Below are 14,971 nucleotides of genomic sequence, written 5' to 3' on the forward strand. Positions count from 1 at the left end.
AGTTTACGCCGGGTGCGGCGGCGGCCCGAAGGCTTTTCCGCCGCACCCGGCAAGGATGTTCAGGGGTTACAGGGCCTGGTAGCGGACGCTGAAGTAGACGGCCTGGCCGGGCTGGTTGAAGTCCTTGGCGGTCTCGTAGTCGGCCGCGAAGAGGTTGCTGACCTTGGCTTGCAGGCGCCATTCCTCGTTCAGCCAGTACTCGCCGCGCAGGTCGAGGGTGGCGAAGCCGGCCAGGCGGTCGTCGTTGGCCACGTCGTCGAAACGCCGCCCCTCGGCGTGCAGGGTGGCGCCCAGGCCGACGGCGCCGATGCGCCGGTCCAGGTCCAGGTTGAACACCTGCTGGGCACGGCGCGGCAGCTGCTTGCCGTGGTTGCCGTCGTGGGCGCGGTTGACGCTGTCGAGCAGGGTCAGGTTGGCGTTCCAGTCCCAGCCGAGCCAGCGGCTGCCGAGGCTCAGCTCGGCGCCGTCGATGCGCGCCTTGCCGATGTTGTTGGGGCCGCCGAAGGGGCCGGTGCCGGCCTGGGCATCGTGGACGATGAGGTCGTCGACATGGGTGCGGAACAGGTTGGCCGACCAGTGCCCCCAGTCGTGTTCGCCGCTCAGCGCCGCTTCGAGGCTTTCGGAGGTCTCGGCCTTGAGCCTGGGGTTGCCGTAGTCGGGGTAGTACAGCTCGTTGAAGGTGGGCGCCTTGAAGGCGGTGCCGTAGCTGAGGCTGAAGCGCAGCGCCTCGCTGAGGGCGTAGCCCCAGGCGGCGCTGCCGGTGTCGTGGCGGCCGAACTGCTGGTTGTCGTCGCGGCGCAGGGCGAGCTGCCAGTCATGCCGGTCGGCTTCCCCCAGGTACTGAGCGAAGGTGCCCCGATTGAGGCGCGAGTCGCGGTCGAAGCGGGTGGAGCTGTCCACTTCGTCCTGCTGCCAGTCATGGCCGACGCTGAAGGTGTGGCCCTCGGCCAGGGTGAATTCGTTGAGCAAGGAGGCGGTGTCGCGGCGGGTGTCGAAGCGCGAGTCGAACTGCCCGCCGGCCTCGGTGCGCGACAGGTCTTCGCTGCGCCCGGCCTGGAGGGTGATGCCCCAGGGCTCCACCGGGCTGAAACGGGCGCGCCCGCCGATGACACGCTGCTCGTTGTCGGCGTTGGCATTGCGGCCGCCGCCGGGGCTGGACCGCGACACCAGGTCCAGATCAGTGTGGGCCTTGGCCCGCAGCAGGGTGCCGTCCAGTTCCAGGCCGTTGTCGAAGCGGTAACCGGCGCGCAGGTTGCCGGAGAGGTTGCGGTAGCCGTCGGCGTCGCCCTCGTGGTAGCTGCTGCGCGCGCGGGTGGCGTCGATGCCGTCGCTGTCCTGGCTGCTCATGCCCAGGCTGTACCAGCCCTGCTCGCCGCCGCCGCTGACGCCGGCACTGCCCTGGTAGCTGGCGTGGGTGCCGTAGCCGGTGGAGAACCAGGGCTTGGCGGTGCCGTCGCCGCTGCCCTGGCGGGTGAAGATCTGGATCACTCCGCCGATGGCTTCGGAGCCGTAGAGGCTGGAGCGCGGGCCACGGACCACTTCGATGCGCTCGATCAGCTCCACCGGCAGGTCCTGGAAGGCAGCCAGGCCGTTGCTGGCCGCGCCGATCTTCACCCCGTCCACCAGCACCAGCACGTGGTCGGACTCGGCGCCGCGCATGAACAGCGTGGTGTTCTTGCCGGGGCCGCCGTTGTTGCTGAGGGTGACGCCGGGCACCTGGCGCAGCAGCTCGGGCACCGAGCGGGCCTGGCTGCGCTCGATGGCGTCGCGGTCGATGACGGTGGTGGCGGCCAGGCTGGCGCGCACTGGCTGCGAGGTGCGCGTGGCGGTGACGCTCTGGGGCGCCAGTTCGAGGGGCTCGCCATGGGCCGGCAGAACGGCACCGAGGCCGAGCAGCATCCATGTGGCGGATGCCCGGGATACGGGGGACTGCATGTGGGGTCTCCGTCGCGCCACCCGCGCGACTCCAGGGATGGATGCATGGCCGTGGCCATGCTCGCTCGCACCGGGCCGGTCTCCGGGCTTGCGAGCGGAACCTGGGGTTCCCCGACCGCGCCTTCCCATGCGTGGGCACAGTGGCTGGATGCGGTGGTTGACTCGCCTACCGTTGCGGGGGCAGCGCCGGATTCTTGATGGAATGGACCGGCTTCCCTGTTTCACCCCACCGGCCAAAAGCCGTGGGGCACCTGGTGCAGGCGCGCAGCTTAGTGGCGCGGCGGGACAGGGTCAATCGAGCCCGCGCCGCGCCGGACGGGAGGGTTCAGGCGCCGTCCTTCTCGCAGTTGACCATCCAGGGCACGCCGAAACGGTCTTCGAACATGCCGAAGCGAACGGCCCAGAAGGTGGGCTCCAGGGGCATCTGCACGGTGCCGCCGGCACTCAGCCCGCTGAACACCCGCTCGGCCTCGGCAATGCTGTCGACGTTGAGCGACACCGAGCAGCCGCGAATGCCGGCGTGGGGCTGCTCGGGCAGGCTGTCGGAGGCCATCAGCGACTGGCCGTCGCGGGTCAGGCAGGCGTGGATGATGTGTCCGTGGCAATCGGTGGGTACGTGGGCAGCGGCCGGGGTTTCGCCGAAGGTCATCATCCGGAGTTCGCCGCCGAGTACATCGGCGTAGAAGGTGAAGGCCTCCCGGCAGGTGCCGGGGAAGATCAGGTAGGCATTGATGCGCATGAGGGGGTTCCTCCCTGTGGGGTTCCGCCACGCTCCGTGGCGTCCCCCTCATGCTCCGCCGATCCGCCGGATTGTCGATGACCGTCCGGCGAACGGCGTCGGCGCGCCGCTCAGTTCCGGGGCAGGCGGATGCGGAACTCGGCGCCGCCGAGGGGCGAGTCGCCCAGGGCCAGTTCGCCCTCGAAGCTCTCGACGATGTCCAGCACCACGGCGGTGCCGATACCCTGCCCCGGGTGCTGGGCGTCGGCCCGCTCGCCGCGCTGGAGGATGCGCGCGCGCTGGTCCGGCGGTACGCCGGGGCCGTCGTCCTCCACCACCAGCTCGCAACTGGCCTCGTGCTCCCGGGCGCTGACCCGCACGGTGCCGAGGCACAGCCGGTAGGCGTTCTCCAGCAGGTTGCCGAGCATCTCCAGCAGGGCGCCCTGCTCCACGGGTACCTGCAGGTTCGGGTCGAAGTCCCGCAGGACCCTGACCCGCTTGTCGCGGTAGACCTTGTCGAGGGCGTCGCAGAGGGTGTCCAGCAGCGGGGCGAGCTGCACCCGGTGGCGCACCAGGCCGCTCTTGCGCAGGGTGGCCCGTTGCAGCTGGTAGCCGATCTGCTGGCTCATGCGTTCGATCTGGTTGCGCAACACCCGCGCCGGTTCGGTGTCGCCGGGGCGGGTGGCGATGGTCTCGCTGACGCCCTGCAGCACCGAAAGCGGCGTCTTGAGGCTGTGGGCCAGGTCGTCGAGGGAATGGCGGTAGCGCTCGCGCTGGCGGCGTTCGCTGTCCAGCAGGCGGTTGAGGGACTTGGTCAGGCGCAGCAGCTCGCGGGGGTGGGCATCGCTCAGGGCATCGCGGGTGCCGGACTCCACCTGGTCCAGCTCCTCGCTGAGGCGGCGCAGGCTGCGAAAGCCCCAGGTGAGGCCGAACCAGAGCATCACCAGCAGCACCAGCAGGGCCGTGCCGAGCCAGAAGTAGAGCTGTTGGAGGAAGCCGTCGTGCATCACCTGATAGTCGCTCATCGGTTGCATGGTGACGATGCTGAAGGCGGCGGCCTGGCCGCGCAGCAGGTCGATCTCGACGTCGTAGACGAAGAAGCGCCGGCCGCGGTCGTCGTGGATCTGGGTGAACTCGTGGCCACGCCCGTCGTAGCGCGGCATGTAGTGGACGCTCTCATCCTGCGAGGAGCGCGACTGCCAGATCAGGCGGCCGTCGCTGTCGTAGATGAAACCGAGCTGGTGGGCGTCGAGGTTGTCGAATTCCTCGTCGGGGAGCTTGTCGGGCATGTCGAGCTTGCCGTCGACGATGCGGGCGGCGGCGATCAGCGCGCTGGCATCGGCCGCGAGGCGCTTCTCGATGGCCTGCTCCATGGCGGTGTCGAAGGCTTTGCTGAGCACTGGCAGCAGCGCCAGCATGAACAGCACCGCCAGGCCGGCGGCGCCGAGCATCAAGCGCAGGCGCAGGGAGAACCCCGCCAGGGGGTGTCGCCTCATCGGCAGCGCTCGGTGAACAGGTAGCCCTGGCCGCGCACCGTGTCGATGGGGCGGAAGCCGTTGTCGCCTTCGAGCTTGCGCCGCAGCCGGCCGACCAGCACTTCGATGACGTTGGGGTCGCGCTCGTCGTCGTCCGGGTAGAGCTGCTCCATCAGCCGCTCCTTGGCGACCACCTGCTGGTGGTGGCGCATGAGGTATTCGAGGATGCGGTATTCGAAGGCGGTGAGCCCGAGGGACTCGCCGTTCATCATCGCCTGCTTGCGGTTCAGGTCGAGCACCAGCGGCCCGGCCTCGATGGTGGACTGGACGAAGCCGGACGAGCGCCGCAGCAGCGCATTGAGGCGGGCCTCCAGCTCTTCGAACTGGAACGGCTTGACCACGTAGTCGTCGGCGCCGGCGGCCAGGCCTTCCACCTTGTCCTGCCAGTTGCCACGGGCGGTGAGGATGAGGATGGGAAAGGTCTTGTCGCGGCTGCGCAGCTGGCGGATTAGGTCGAGCCCGCTCATGCCGGGCAGGCCCAGGTCCACCACGGCCAGGTCGTGGTGATACTCCTCGGCGCGGTACAGCGCCTCCTCGGCATCGGCGACAGCGTCCACCACGTGGCCCTGCTCGCCCAGGCGGGTGTAGAGGTGGTGGCGCAGCAGCGCCTCATCTTCCACGACCAGCAGTTTCATCAGCGTCTCCATGAAGAGGGCCGGGCAGGTGCCCGGCCCGTGGGTGCAGCGGGTCAGAACTTGTAGGTGGCGCCAACGTAGGCCTGGGAGCTGCTGTGCAGGTCCAGGGAGCCCAGCTTGGGACCGCCGTGGGGCGCGACTTCGGTGCTGGCGTTGGTGCGCAGGTAACGATAGCCGGCCTCGATGGAGGTGTTCTTGTTCAGCTCCTGGAGGATACCGGCCTGCAGGCCGGCGGCGTAGCCGATGTCGCTGTCGCGACGCAGGCCGGAACCGTCCTGCTCGAGCTTGACCAGGCCCAGGGTGGCACCGCCGAACAGCTTGGTGTTGTTGTCACCCAGGGGGAGGAACAGGTCGTAGCTGCCGAGCAGGTTCTGCTGGCGCAGCTTGTTGCCGCTGTGGGTGTCGGAGAAGTTCTCGTAGGTCGCGTAGTAGCGGCCCTTGTCATCGGCCTGGCCTGCACGGATGCCCCAGGTGCCGGTCTTGTGGATGACCTTGTCCAGGCTCGGGTGGTCCATGTTGGCGTTCAGCGCCGAGGAGTTCTGGATGTTGTTGTTGGTCTGGCCCCAGGTCAGGCCCACGAACGGCTCGGCGGCCTGGGCGGACAGTGCGGTGAAGCCCAGGGTGGTGGCCAGCGCGAGGGGGTTGAGGATCTTTTTCATGGGGGGGTTCTCCCTTGTTGACGTGTGTAGGTGTCGAACTCGGGAGCCATGATGCAGGCGGGTCACTGAACCGCCCCTGAACCCTCTCTGAACCTCGGCTGAACAGCCGGTCGATCAGGAAATCAGGCCCGGGGCGGGGTTGCGGCCCTTGCGGTGACTCAGTCCAGAGGCGGGACGCGCCAGTCGATGGGGGCCAGCCCGTGCTGCTCGAGGAACTTGTTGCAGCGGCTGAAGTGCCCGTTGCCGAGGAAGCCCCGGTGGGCCGACAGCGGCGAGGGGTGCGGCGAGCGCAGGGCGAGGTGCTTCTGGGTGTCGATCAGCCGCTGCTTGCTCTGGGCATGGGCGCCCCAGAGCAGGAACACCAGGTGCGGCTGGTGCTGGCTGACCACTTCGATCACCCGGTCGGTGAACGGCTGCCAGCCCTGGTTGGCGTGGGAACCGGCCTGGCCGCGCTCGACGGTGAGGGAGGTGTTGAGCAGCAGCACGCCCTGCTCGGCCCAGCTCTGCAGGTAGCCGTGGCTGGGCATGTCGAGGTTCAGGTCGCGCTTGAGCTCCTTGTAGATGTTCAGCAGCGACGGCGGGATGGCCACCCCCGGCTGCACCGAGAAGCACAGGCCGTGGGCCTGGCCCGGGCCGTGGTACGGGTCCTGGCCGATGATCACCACCTTCACCTGGTCCAGCGGCGTGGAGTTGAGGGCGTTGAAGATCATCGGTCCCGGCGGGTAGATCTCTTTTCCGGCAGCCTTCTCAGTGCGTAGGAAATTTCCCAGCGCTTTCATGTAAGGTTTGTCGAATTCGTCGCGCAGGGCTTCTTTCCAGCCTGCCTCGAGCTTGATCCGATCGCTTTCAGTCATGGTGCATCCCGTCTGCGGCGCCCGTGGCGCATGAGCACGGCCGGCCGGCCGTCCAGTGGTCGGGCACCCTAAGAAATGCCCTCTACTCTTGTCAATTGAGGAGGGAGGAAGGACACACCCCATGGATAACCGCTACGACCGCCTCAAGTTCTCGCTGCTCAGCCACTTCATGAAGGGCGAGGCCAAGGTCCCGCAGATGCCGGAGACCTCGATGCAGCTGCGCAAGCTGCTCTCGTCCGAGCACGCCTCCCTGGAGCAGGTGACGCGCCTGCTGCACAGCAACCCGCCGCTGGCGGCCTACCTGATGCAGTTCGCCGCCACCCCGCTGCTGCGCAACCTGCGGCCGGGGGTGAACCTGCAGGAGGTGATCGCCCGCCTGGGCATGCAGCGCCTGAACAACCTGGTGCTCAGCTTCACCCTGCAGAACCTGCTGACCACCCAGGACCCGGTGCTGCAGAAGGTCTTCCGCCATCGCTGGAACACCGCCCTGCTCTGCGCCGCCTACTGCGCCTGCCTGGCCCAGGACTACACCCGCCTCTCCCTGGAGGACGCCATGCTCGCCGGCCTGGTGCAGGACATCGGCAGCCTGCCGCTGCTGGACGAGGCCGACCAGTGGCCCGAGATCCCCCGCGAAGAAGCCGTGCTGGAGCAGCTGTGCGAACAGCTCTCGGCGGACATCGGCGTGGTGGTGCTGACCGCTTGGAAGCTGCCCCCGGTGCTGGTGGACTGCGCGCGCCATCGCACCCACTGGGATCGCCAGCACGGCGAGCGGGCCGACCTGGCCGACCTGGTGCAGGTGGCCAGCCGCCTCTGCGCCAGCGAGCCGGACGACGAGAGCCTGCCCCAGCTACCGGCCTGGCGACGGGTGCTCGGCGAGCGCGCGGACCAGCTGGACGCTGCCACCCTGCGCACCGAACTGGCCAGCGGTGTGGCGTTCTGGTTCAAGCTGATGGGCGGCAAGGGCCACGCCTGAGCGGCATCACCCGGCCCGCTGGCGGCGGGCCTTCCAGCTGCGTAACAGTGAGGGTGCCAGGGCGGTCAGCGCCGAACCCAGCACCACCAGCACGGCCCCGCCGTAGGCCAGGCCGTTGATCTGCTCGGGGTGGACGTGGTCCGGCCACAGGCTGGCAGCGACCGCCACCGAGGCGAAGGTCACCAGCGGGGTGATGGCCAGCGTCGCGCTGACCCGGGAGGCCTCCCAATGGGCCAGGGCCTCGGCGAAGGCGCCGTAGGCCACCAGGGTGTTCAGGCAGCAGGCCAGCAGCAGCCAGCCCTGCAGCGGGCTCAGTTGCAGCGCCTCCAGCGGCGAGACCCAGGGGGTCAGCAGCAGGGCGCAACCGAGGTAGATCACCATCATCACCTGCATGGAATTCCACACCGTCAGCAACTGCTTCTGCGCCAGCCCGTAGAAGGTCCAGACGAAGGCCGCGCCGAGGACGATCAGCACACCGGTGGTGTAGCTGCCCAGGGAGGTGAACAACTCCTCCAGGCGCTGGTTGAAGAACAGCCCGAAGCCGCTCACCAGCACCAGCAGGCCCAGGGCCTGGCCGAGGCTGAAGCGCTCCTTGAAGACGAACAGGCTGCCCAGCAACAGCAGGATCGGCGCCACCTGGATCACCAGCTGCGTGGTGCCCGGCGTCAGCATGCGCAGGCCCATCAGGTAGAGCACGTAGTTGCCCAGCAGGCCGCCGATGGCCAGCGCCACCAGCCAGCCGCCCTTACGCCCCAGCGGTCGGAACGTCGGCAGGCGGCGCGTGGCCGCCAGGTAGAGGAACAGCAGGGAGCCGGAAACCACCAGGCGGTACCAGGTCACGGTGACCGGGTCCATCACCTTCAGCACTTCCTTCAGCTTGATGGGCAGGATGCCCCAGAGCACCGCAGTGACGAGGGCGAGAACCAGGCCGAGAAACCAGCGGCCGGATGAAACATGCATGGGAAACCTCAGGGCAGGGCCCGCAGGACGGCGGGTGCGCCATTCTAGGGCGGGCCCGGCCGGCAGGACAGCTACACCCGCCCGCCAGGCTGCCGGACAACTGTACCGGTCGACCATCCGCACCTGTGATCACAACCGTCCATCGCCGGCCCGTGCAGCGCAGCGGCGGCGCATTAGACTCCAGGCATCTGTACGCCGCTTTCGGAGAGCCCGCATGTACGGCCAACGCACTGAAGACGCCGGTCCCGGCACCCACTACCGCAGCGACCGGATCAGCTCGGTAAACGGCCAGTACTTCTTCGCCACCCGCGAAGGCACCCTGGAAGGCCCCTACTTCACCCGGGCCGATGCCGAGCGGGAGATCACCTCCTACATCCGCCGCATGGTCCAGGCCAAGGAGATGATCGCCAGCCGCGCCTGACGGACCTGCCGCCCTGAAACGACGAAACCCGCTGGAGTCCCCTCCAGCGGGTTTTGCGCATATGGGCCGCCGGAACTCAGCGGACCGCTTCGAACAGCCCGGTGGCGCCCATGCCGCCGCCCACGCACATGGTGACGATGCCGTAGCGCTTGCCGCGACGCTGCAGCTCGCGCACCAGGTGGCCGACCTGGCGCGAGCCGGTCATGCCGAAGGGGTGGCCGATGGAGATGGAGCCGCCGTTGACGTTGTACTTCTCGTTGTCGATGCCCAGGCGATCACGGGCGTAGACGCACTGGGAGGCGAAGGCCTCGTTCAGTTCCCACAGGTCGATGTCGTCGACGCTCAGGCCACGGGCCTTGAGCAGCTTGGGCACCGAGAACACCGGGCCGATGCCCATTTCGTCCGGCTCGCAGCCGGCCACGGTGAAGCCACGGAAGAAGGCACGGGGCTTGAGGCCCAGCTCGATGGCCTTGTCCAGGCTCATCAGCAGGGTCATGGAGGCGCCGTCGGAAAGCTGGGAGGAGTTGCCGGCGGTGACGCTGCCGTCTTCGGAGAACACCGGCTTGAGGCTGTTCAGGCCCTCCAGGGTGGTGTCGGCGCGGTTGCAGTCGTCGCGGTCGACCACGCCGTCGAGAATCTGCTTCTCGCCGGTGGCCTTGTCCTCCACCGCGTACTTGACGTTCATCGGCACGATCTCGTCGGCGAACAGGCCGTCGGCCTGGGCGCGGGCGGTGCGCTGCTGGCTCTGCAGGGCGTAGAGGTCCTGGACCTCGCGGCTGACGTTGTAGCGGCGCGCGACGATCTCGGCGGTCTGGCCCATGGGGTAGTAGATGCCGGGGTGTTCCAGCTTCAGGCGCGGGTTGACGAAGTTGTCCTGGTTGATGCTTTTCAGCGTCAGGGTGATGGACTCCACGCCGCCAGCCACCATCACGTCGCTGCAGCCGGAGGCGATCTGGTTGGCGGCGATGGCGATGGCCTGCAGGCCGGAGGAGCAGTAGCGGTTCAGGGTCATGCCGGCGACGCCGATGCCCAGGCCGGACAGCACGGCCACGTTACGGCCGATGTTGTGGCCCTGGGCGCCTTCGTTGGAGCCGGCCCCGACCACGCAGTCGTCCACCAGCGCCGGGTCCAGGTCGTTGCGTGCCAGCAGCGCGTTCACGCAGTGGGCGGCCATGTCGTCGGGCCGGGTCATGTTGAACTTGCCGCGGAAGGACTTGGCCAGGCCGGTCCGGACGCTGTCGACTATCACCACTTCACGCATGAGGCACCTCTTTCTTGTCGGTTGGAGGACGGGTGTCCATTGACGATGGGGCGAGGATAGATGCCGACTATCCTCGCCCGCGACGATCATTCACCCGGCGTATGCGCGCCCATGGTTCAGGACTTGCGGAAGGCGGCCTCCAGGGCGTCGTTGATGGTGCGCAGCACCTTCACCCGGGCGTAGCGCTTGTCGTTGGCCTCCACCAGGGTCCAGGGCGCGATCTCGGTGCTGGTGCGGTCCACCATGTCGCCCACCGCGCTGACGTACTGGTCCCACTTGTCGCGGTTGCGCCAGTCTTCCTCGGTGATCTTGTAGCGCTTGAACGAGGTCTGCTCGCGCTCCTTGAAGCGCTTCATCTGCTCGTCCTTGTCGATGGCCAGCCAGAATTTCACCACCACGATGCCGTGGTCGTGCAGTTGCTCCTCGAAGTCGTTGATCTCGCTGTAGGCCCGCAGCCAGTCGGCCTGGCTGCAGAACCCCTCGACCCGCTCCACCAACACCCGGCCGTACCAGGAGCGGTCGAAGATGGTGAACTGCCGGCGCGGCGGCACGTGCCGCCAGAAACGCCACAGGTAGGGCTGCGCGCGCTCCTCCTCGGTGGGGGCGGCAATGGGCACGGTGCGGTACTGGCGCGGGTCGAGGGCGCCGGTGACGCGGCGGATCGCCCCGCCCTTGCCGGCGGCGTCGTTGCCCTCGAACACCGCCATCAGCGCATGGCTGCGGAAGCGCTTGTCCCACATCAGCTTGGCCAGGCGCGCCTGCTCGGCAGCCAGTTGCTCGCGGTATTCGTCCTTGTCCAGGGACAGGCCGAGGTCGAGGGCGTCCAGCAGGCTGCGGTTGTCCAGGCTGGAGGTCAGCGGTGCGGCATGGGGTTGCGGTTGCTGCCGATCCTTGCGCTTGAGCGCCGCCTGCAGGCCCTCCAGCAGGATGCGGCCGACGCTGAGGCTGCGGTAGTGCTCGTCGATGCCCTCGATCACGTACCAGGGCGCATAGTCGCGACTGGTGCGGCGCAGCATGCGCTCGCCGAAGCGCACGAAACGGTCGTAGGTCTCGCTCTGCTTCCAGTCCAGCGGGTTGAGCTGCCAGCTGCGCTGGGGGTCGCTTTCCAGGGTCTTGAGGCGCTGCTTGAGCTGCTTCTTGGACAGGTGGAACCAGAACTTGAAGATCAGCGCGCCCTCGTCGCAGAGCATCCGCTCGAAGCGCTCGGCACCGTCGATGGCCTGGTCGAAGCGGGCGTCCTTGATGTCGCCCTCCACCCGGGCGTGGAGCATCTGGCTGTACCAGTTGCCGAAGAAGATGCCGATCTGCCCCTTGGGCGGCAGCTTGCGCCAGAAACGCCACTGCGGCGGCCGCGCCAGCTCCTCGTCGGTGGGGGTGAGGAAGCTCTCGACATGGATCAGGCGCGGGTCCATCCACTCGTTGAGCAGCTTGACCGTCTCGCCCTTGCCGGCCCCCTCGATGCCGTTGATCAGGATGACCACCGGGAAGCGTGCCTGCTGCTTCAGCTCGAACTGCGCCTCCAGCAGCGCCTCGCGAAGCTCCAGCACACCTTTCTCGTAGGTGTCCTTGTCGATGGAATGGCCGATTTCCGCAGATTCGAACATGCGTCTCTCCCTGGTTGATCGGGAAAAAATAGCGGAGCCGGCGTGAGTGCGTACAGAACGGCGTCAATAAAAAAGGGATGCCTCGGCATCCCTTTCCAGTGACATGGGCCATCAGACCGTAGCGGGCGTTGCCCCCGAACGACGTACCAGCCGCAGGGCCGCGATCACCACGGCGAACACGCCGATGCTGGCGCTGTACAGCACCATGGCCGGCAGGGCCACCAGCATGCCCAGCACACCCAGGCGCCAGCCGGCGCGGCCAGGCAGGAAGAAGGCCACCAGCGCCAGGCCCAGGGCACCCAGGGCGATCACCCGGTGGTGGATCAGCAGGCCCAGGCCGGCACGCAGCTGGCATTCCCAGCGCTGGGCGTCTTCCACGCAGAGCCCGACCCACTGGGCATCCTCCATCAGCGCATAGCGCAACCCGTAGCTGCCGGCCAACCAGAGGGCGAACAGCACCAGCAGGGCAATGAGGGGGAAACGGCGGGACATGGTTCTCTCCGGTGGATGAAAAGCGGCGCCAAGGATAAACCGCCGCAAGCCTTATGCAAGGTGCTTCGCACAATTGTGACGAGGGGCCAGGCGCCGGGTTCCGCCTTGCCGTGCAGCCACTACACTGCGCCCCATGAACCTGTCCCGCTTCGTCTACCTCTGCGCGGCGCTGGCCCTAGCCTGGATGCTCTACACCATGGCCCGCCCCACCCCGCACGCACCGCCGGCCAACAGCGCCTCCGGGGAGCTGCGCGTGGGCAAGGACCGCATCACCCCGCTGCAGCCCTTCCAGCTGGAGGCGCGCATCCTCGGCCGCGAGGACTACCGCTTCGACGCCGGCGCCCGCCTCTCCCCCACCGACCTGGCCCTGGGCTGGGGGCCGATGGCCGATCCGGCGGTGCTGGCGCAGATCCGCATCACCCAGGGCAACCGCTGGTACCACTGGTCCACCGAGCGCTTCCCCATTCCCCGGCGGGAGATCGAGACCCACAGCGCCAACATGCACATGATCCCGGCCACGGCGCAGGTGGCCCGGGACCTGGCGGACGTGGCGCCCGGCCAGCGCATCCGCATCAGCGGGCAACTGGTCAGGGTGGACGGCGACGACGGCTTCACCTGGGTCAGCTCGCTGACCCGCGAGGACACCGGCAACGGTGCCTGCGAACTGGTCTGGCTGGAGCGCATCGAGCGCCTGGACTGAGCCGCCCACGGCTTTGTTCTTGCCAGCCTGACCGGGGGCAGGCAGATTGCCACTCACTGCGGCACTTTGCTGCGGTTGCGCTTGTCATAGCCTGCGTACTTCACTCGGCCCTCACGCTCCAGCCACGAGAACGACCCACATGGCCCTGACCCGCCGTATCGCCGCCCTGCTTGGCGGCCTGCTTTTCTGTGCCCCGCTGTGGGCGGCCGACATCGACGCGGCCAGCTACGGCTACCCGCTGACCAACCCGTTCGAGGCGACCATCGCCACCACGCCGCCCGAGCTGCGTCCCGAGCTGCCGGACGACGAGGACATCGACCAGGCCGACTACTCGCTGAAGCTGCGCCCCGAGCGGGAGTTCCAGCTGCCGGACAACTTCTGGCCGGTGCGCACCCTGGGCTACCGCCTGGCCAAGCAGGACCACGCGGCGCCGCTGGTGTTCATCATCGCCGGCACCGGTGCGCACTACTCCAGCACTCTGGCGGAGTACCTGAAGAAGCTGTTCTACGGCGCCGGCTTCCACGTGGTGCAGCTGTCCTCGCCGAGCAGCTACGACTTCATGGCCGCCGCCTCGCGCTTCGCCACCCCCGGCCTGTCCACCGAGGACGCCGACGACCTGTACCGGGTGATGCAGGCCGTGCGCGCGCAGCACCCGCGCCTGCCGGTCACCGACTTCTACCTCACCGGCTACAGCCTGGGCGCCCTGGAGGCGGCCTTCGTCAGCCACCTGGACGAGACCCGGCGCAGCTTCAACTTCAAGCGCGTGCTGCTGCTCAACCCGCCGGTGAACCTCTACACCTCCATCAGCAACCTGGACCGTCTGGTGCAGACACGGGTGAAGGGCATCGACACCAACACCAACTTCTATGAAGTGGTGCTGGGCAAGCTGACCCGCTACTTCCAGCAGCGCGGCTACGTCGACATCAACGACGCGATGCTCTACGACTTCCAGCAGTCCAAGCAGAAGCTCTCCAACGAACAGATGGCGATGCTGATCGGCACCTCGTTCCGCTTCTCCGCCTCGGACATCGCCTTCACCTCGGACCTGATCAACCGCCGCGGGCTGATCACCCCGGTGAAGATGCCCATCACCGAAGGCACGAGCCTGACGCCCTACTTCAAGGGCGCACTGCTGTGTGACTTCGACTGCTACATCACCGAGCAGCTGATCCCCTTCTGGCGCGCGCGCTTCGACGGCGGCAGCCTGACCCAGCTGATCGACCAGGTGAGCCTCTACGCCCTGGAGGACTACCTCAAAAGCAGCAGCAAGATCGCGGTGATGCACAACGCCGACGACGTGATCCTCGGCACCGGTGACCTGGGCTTCCTGCGCCGCACCTTCGGCGACCGTCTGACCGTCTACCCCCATGGCGGGCACTGCGGCAACCTCAACTACCGCGTCAACAGCGACGCCATGCTGGAGTTCTTCCGTGGCTAAGTACGCACTCCTGCCCGCCCTGCTGATGGCCAGCCTGCCGGCATTCGCCGACACCCCGGCCAAACCCGTTGCCGACCCGGACGGCTTCACCCAGCCGCTGCGCCAGCTGACGTTCAACCCCGGCCTGGACCAGCGCGAATTCGAGCGCTCGACCTTCGATGCCCTGGAGGTCTACGACCCGCTGGAGTCCTGGAACCGCCGCGTCTACCACTTCAACTACCGCTTCGATCAGTGGGTGTTCCTGCCCGTGGTGCGTGGCTACACCTACGTCACGCCGCGCTTCGTGCGCAGCGGCGTGAGCAACTTCTTCAGCAACCTCGGCGACGTGCCCAACCTGGTAAACAGCCTGCTGCAGTTCAAGGGCCAGCGCTCCATGGAGGTCACCGGGCGCCTGCTGATCAACACCACCATCGGTGTGGTCGGCCTGTGGGACCCGGCCACCCTGATGGGCCTGCCCAAGCAGAGCGAGGACTTCGGCCAGACCCTGGGCTTCTACGGCGTCGGCGCCGGCCCCTACCTGATGCTGCCGCTGCTGGGGCCGTCGAACCTGCGCGACACCACCGGCCTGGTGGTGGATTTCGCCGCAGAGAACCAGATCAACTTCCTCAACGTGGCGGAGGTGAGCAGCGACCACCCGGAAATCACCGCGCTGCGCATCGTCGACAAGCGCTACACCACCAGCTTCCGCTACGGCCAGCTCAACTCGCCGTTCGAGTACGAGAAGATCCGCTACGTCTACACCGAGTCGCGCAAGCTGCAGATCGCCGAGTGATGCGCCCTCCCCGC

Annotated in this window: 15 protein-coding genes and 1 riboswitch; of the genes, 5 read left to right on the plus strand and 10 right to left on the minus strand. The window is 67.8% G+C overall.

The window, feature by feature from the left end:
* Positions 1-66: 66 nt before the first annotated feature.
* The 6 genes from btuB to ung form a co-directional block, all read right to left on the minus strand.
* Complete coding sequence (gene btuB / locus SZ55_RS23455; protein ID WP_044412487.1) at positions 67-1,935, minus strand: TonB-dependent vitamin B12 receptor; 1,869 nt, start codon at positions 1,933-1,935, stop codon at positions 67-69.
* Positions 1,936-1,991: 56 nt separating this feature from the next.
* A riboswitch (cobalamin riboswitch) is annotated at positions 1,992-2,205 on the minus strand.
* A 55-nt stretch (positions 2,206-2,260) separates the two neighbouring features.
* A complete protein-coding gene (locus SZ55_RS23460) occupies positions 2,261-2,674 on the minus strand; it encodes a VOC family protein (protein WP_044412490.1) in 414 nt (137 codons plus the stop codon).
* Between the two features lie 110 nt (positions 2,675-2,784).
* A complete protein-coding gene (locus tag SZ55_RS23465; protein ID WP_044412492.1) occupies positions 2,785-4,149 on the minus strand; it encodes an ATP-binding protein in 1,365 nt (454 codons plus the stop codon).
* The gene (locus tag SZ55_RS23470) at positions 4,146-4,823 is read right to left on the minus strand and encodes a response regulator (RefSeq protein WP_044412495.1); all 678 of its coding nucleotides are present in this window, start codon (positions 4,821-4,823) and stop codon (positions 4,146-4,148) included. Before SZ55_RS23470 ends, SZ55_RS23465 begins: the two co-directional genes overlap by 4 nt.
* Positions 4,824-4,876: 53 nt before the next feature.
* Positions 4,877-5,482, minus strand: coding sequence for an outer membrane protein (locus tag SZ55_RS23475; protein ID WP_044412498.1), 606 nt, complete (start codon positions 5,480-5,482; stop codon positions 4,877-4,879).
* Positions 5,483-5,640: 158 nt separating this feature from the next.
* Positions 5,641-6,336, minus strand: a complete 696-nt coding sequence (gene ung, locus SZ55_RS23480; RefSeq protein WP_044412501.1) for a uracil-DNA glycosylase — start codon at positions 6,334-6,336, stop codon at positions 5,641-5,643.
* Between the two features lie 121 nt (positions 6,337-6,457).
* Between ung and SZ55_RS23485 the strand changes: the two genes are divergently transcribed.
* Positions 6,458-7,309: an HDOD domain-containing protein gene (locus tag SZ55_RS23485; protein ID WP_044412504.1), complete on the plus strand. Its 852-nt coding sequence runs from the start codon at positions 6,458-6,460 to the stop codon at positions 7,307-7,309.
* Positions 7,310-7,315: 6 nt separating this feature from the next.
* On the opposite strand, the gene SZ55_RS23490 is transcribed toward SZ55_RS23485, so the two are convergent.
* Entirely contained in the window at positions 7,316-8,269 is a 954-nt protein-coding gene (locus tag SZ55_RS23490; protein ID WP_044412507.1) for a DMT family transporter, read from the minus strand.
* 214 nt (positions 8,270-8,483) lie between these two features.
* On the opposite strand from SZ55_RS23490, the gene SZ55_RS23495 reads away from it, so the two are divergent.
* Complete coding sequence (locus tag SZ55_RS23495; RefSeq protein WP_044412510.1) at positions 8,484-8,690, plus strand: DUF6316 family protein; 207 nt, start codon at positions 8,484-8,486, stop codon at positions 8,688-8,690.
* Positions 8,691-8,766: 76 nt separating this feature from the next.
* Here SZ55_RS23495 and SZ55_RS23500 read toward each other — a convergent pair whose 3' ends face one another.
* The 3 genes from SZ55_RS23500 to SZ55_RS23510 all read right to left on the minus strand — a co-directional run bounded on the left by SZ55_RS23500 (position 8,767) and on the right by SZ55_RS23510 (position 12,047).
* Entirely contained in the window at positions 8,767-9,951 is a 1,185-nt protein-coding gene (locus SZ55_RS23500) for a thiolase family protein (protein ID WP_044412513.1), read from the minus strand.
* 116 nt (positions 9,952-10,067) lie between these two features.
* Positions 10,068-11,555, minus strand: coding sequence for a polyphosphate:AMP phosphotransferase (pap, locus tag SZ55_RS23505; RefSeq protein ID WP_044412516.1), 1,488 nt, complete (start codon positions 11,553-11,555; stop codon positions 10,068-10,070).
* Positions 11,556-11,666: 111 nt separating this feature from the next.
* The gene (locus tag SZ55_RS23510; protein ID WP_044412518.1) at positions 11,667-12,047 is read right to left on the minus strand and encodes a hypothetical protein; all 381 of its coding nucleotides are present in this window, start codon (positions 12,045-12,047) and stop codon (positions 11,667-11,669) included.
* Between the two features lie 133 nt (positions 12,048-12,180).
* Between SZ55_RS23510 and SZ55_RS23515 the strand changes: the two genes are divergently transcribed.
* The 3 genes from SZ55_RS23515 (at position 12,181) to SZ55_RS23525 (ending at position 14,957) form a co-directional block, all read left to right on the plus strand.
* A complete protein-coding gene (locus SZ55_RS23515; protein ID WP_052807652.1) occupies positions 12,181-12,747 on the plus strand; it encodes a hypothetical protein in 567 nt (188 codons plus the stop codon).
* A 139-nt stretch (positions 12,748-12,886) separates the two neighbouring features.
* The gene (locus SZ55_RS23520; protein ID WP_044412521.1) at positions 12,887-14,185 is read left to right on the plus strand and encodes a serine/threonine protein kinase; all 1,299 of its coding nucleotides are present in this window, start codon (positions 12,887-12,889) and stop codon (positions 14,183-14,185) included.
* Between the two features lie 25 nt (positions 14,186-14,210).
* Positions 14,211-14,957, plus strand: a complete 747-nt coding sequence (locus SZ55_RS23525) for an MlaA family lipoprotein (RefSeq protein WP_162484943.1) — start codon at positions 14,211-14,213, stop codon at positions 14,955-14,957.
* Positions 14,958-14,971 lie beyond the last annotated feature (14 nt).

The sequence above is a fragment of the Pseudomonas sp. FeS53a genome (assembly GCF_000931385.1).
In the GTDB taxonomy this organism is placed as follows: domain Bacteria; phylum Pseudomonadota; class Gammaproteobacteria; order Pseudomonadales; family Pseudomonadaceae; genus Metapseudomonas; species Metapseudomonas otitidis.

Bases quoted from the DNA above. Each gene is read 5' to 3' on its own strand.
- btuB (WP_044412487.1), bottom strand. From the start codon at position 1,935: ATGCAGTCCCCCGTATCCCGGGCATCCGCCACATGGATGCTGCTCGGC.
- SZ55_RS23460 (WP_044412490.1), bottom strand. From the start codon at position 2,674: ATGCGCATCAATGCCTACCTGATCTTCCCCGGCACCTGCCGGGAGGCC.
- SZ55_RS23465 (WP_044412492.1), bottom strand. From the start codon at position 4,149: ATGAGGCGACACCCCCTGGCGGGGTTCTCCCTGCGCCTGCGCTTGATG.
- SZ55_RS23470 (WP_044412495.1), bottom strand. From the start codon at position 4,823: ATGAAACTGCTGGTCGTGGAAGATGAGGCGCTGCTGCGCCACCACCTC.
- SZ55_RS23475 (WP_044412498.1), bottom strand. From the start codon at position 5,482: ATGAAAAAGATCCTCAACCCCCTCGCGCTGGCCACCACCCTGGGCTTC.
- ung (WP_044412501.1), bottom strand. From the start codon at position 6,336: ATGACTGAAAGCGATCGGATCAAGCTCGAGGCAGGCTGGAAAGAAGCC.
- SZ55_RS23485 (WP_044412504.1), top strand. From the start codon at position 6,458: ATGGATAACCGCTACGACCGCCTCAAGTTCTCGCTGCTCAGCCACTTC.
- SZ55_RS23490 (WP_044412507.1), bottom strand. From the start codon at position 8,269: ATGCATGTTTCATCCGGCCGCTGGTTTCTCGGCCTGGTTCTCGCCCTC.
- SZ55_RS23495 (WP_044412510.1), top strand. From the start codon at position 8,484: ATGTACGGCCAACGCACTGAAGACGCCGGTCCCGGCACCCACTACCGC.
- SZ55_RS23500 (WP_044412513.1), bottom strand. From the start codon at position 9,951: ATGCGTGAAGTGGTGATAGTCGACAGCGTCCGGACCGGCCTGGCCAAG.
- pap (WP_044412516.1), bottom strand. From the start codon at position 11,555: ATGTTCGAATCTGCGGAAATCGGCCATTCCATCGACAAGGACACCTAC.
- SZ55_RS23510 (WP_044412518.1), bottom strand. From the start codon at position 12,047: ATGTCCCGCCGTTTCCCCCTCATTGCCCTGCTGGTGCTGTTCGCCCTC.
- SZ55_RS23515 (WP_052807652.1), top strand. From the start codon at position 12,181: ATGAACCTGTCCCGCTTCGTCTACCTCTGCGCGGCGCTGGCCCTAGCC.
- SZ55_RS23520 (WP_044412521.1), top strand. From the start codon at position 12,887: ATGGCCCTGACCCGCCGTATCGCCGCCCTGCTTGGCGGCCTGCTTTTC.
- SZ55_RS23525 (WP_162484943.1), top strand. From the start codon at position 14,211: ATGGCCAGCCTGCCGGCATTCGCCGACACCCCGGCCAAACCCGTTGCC.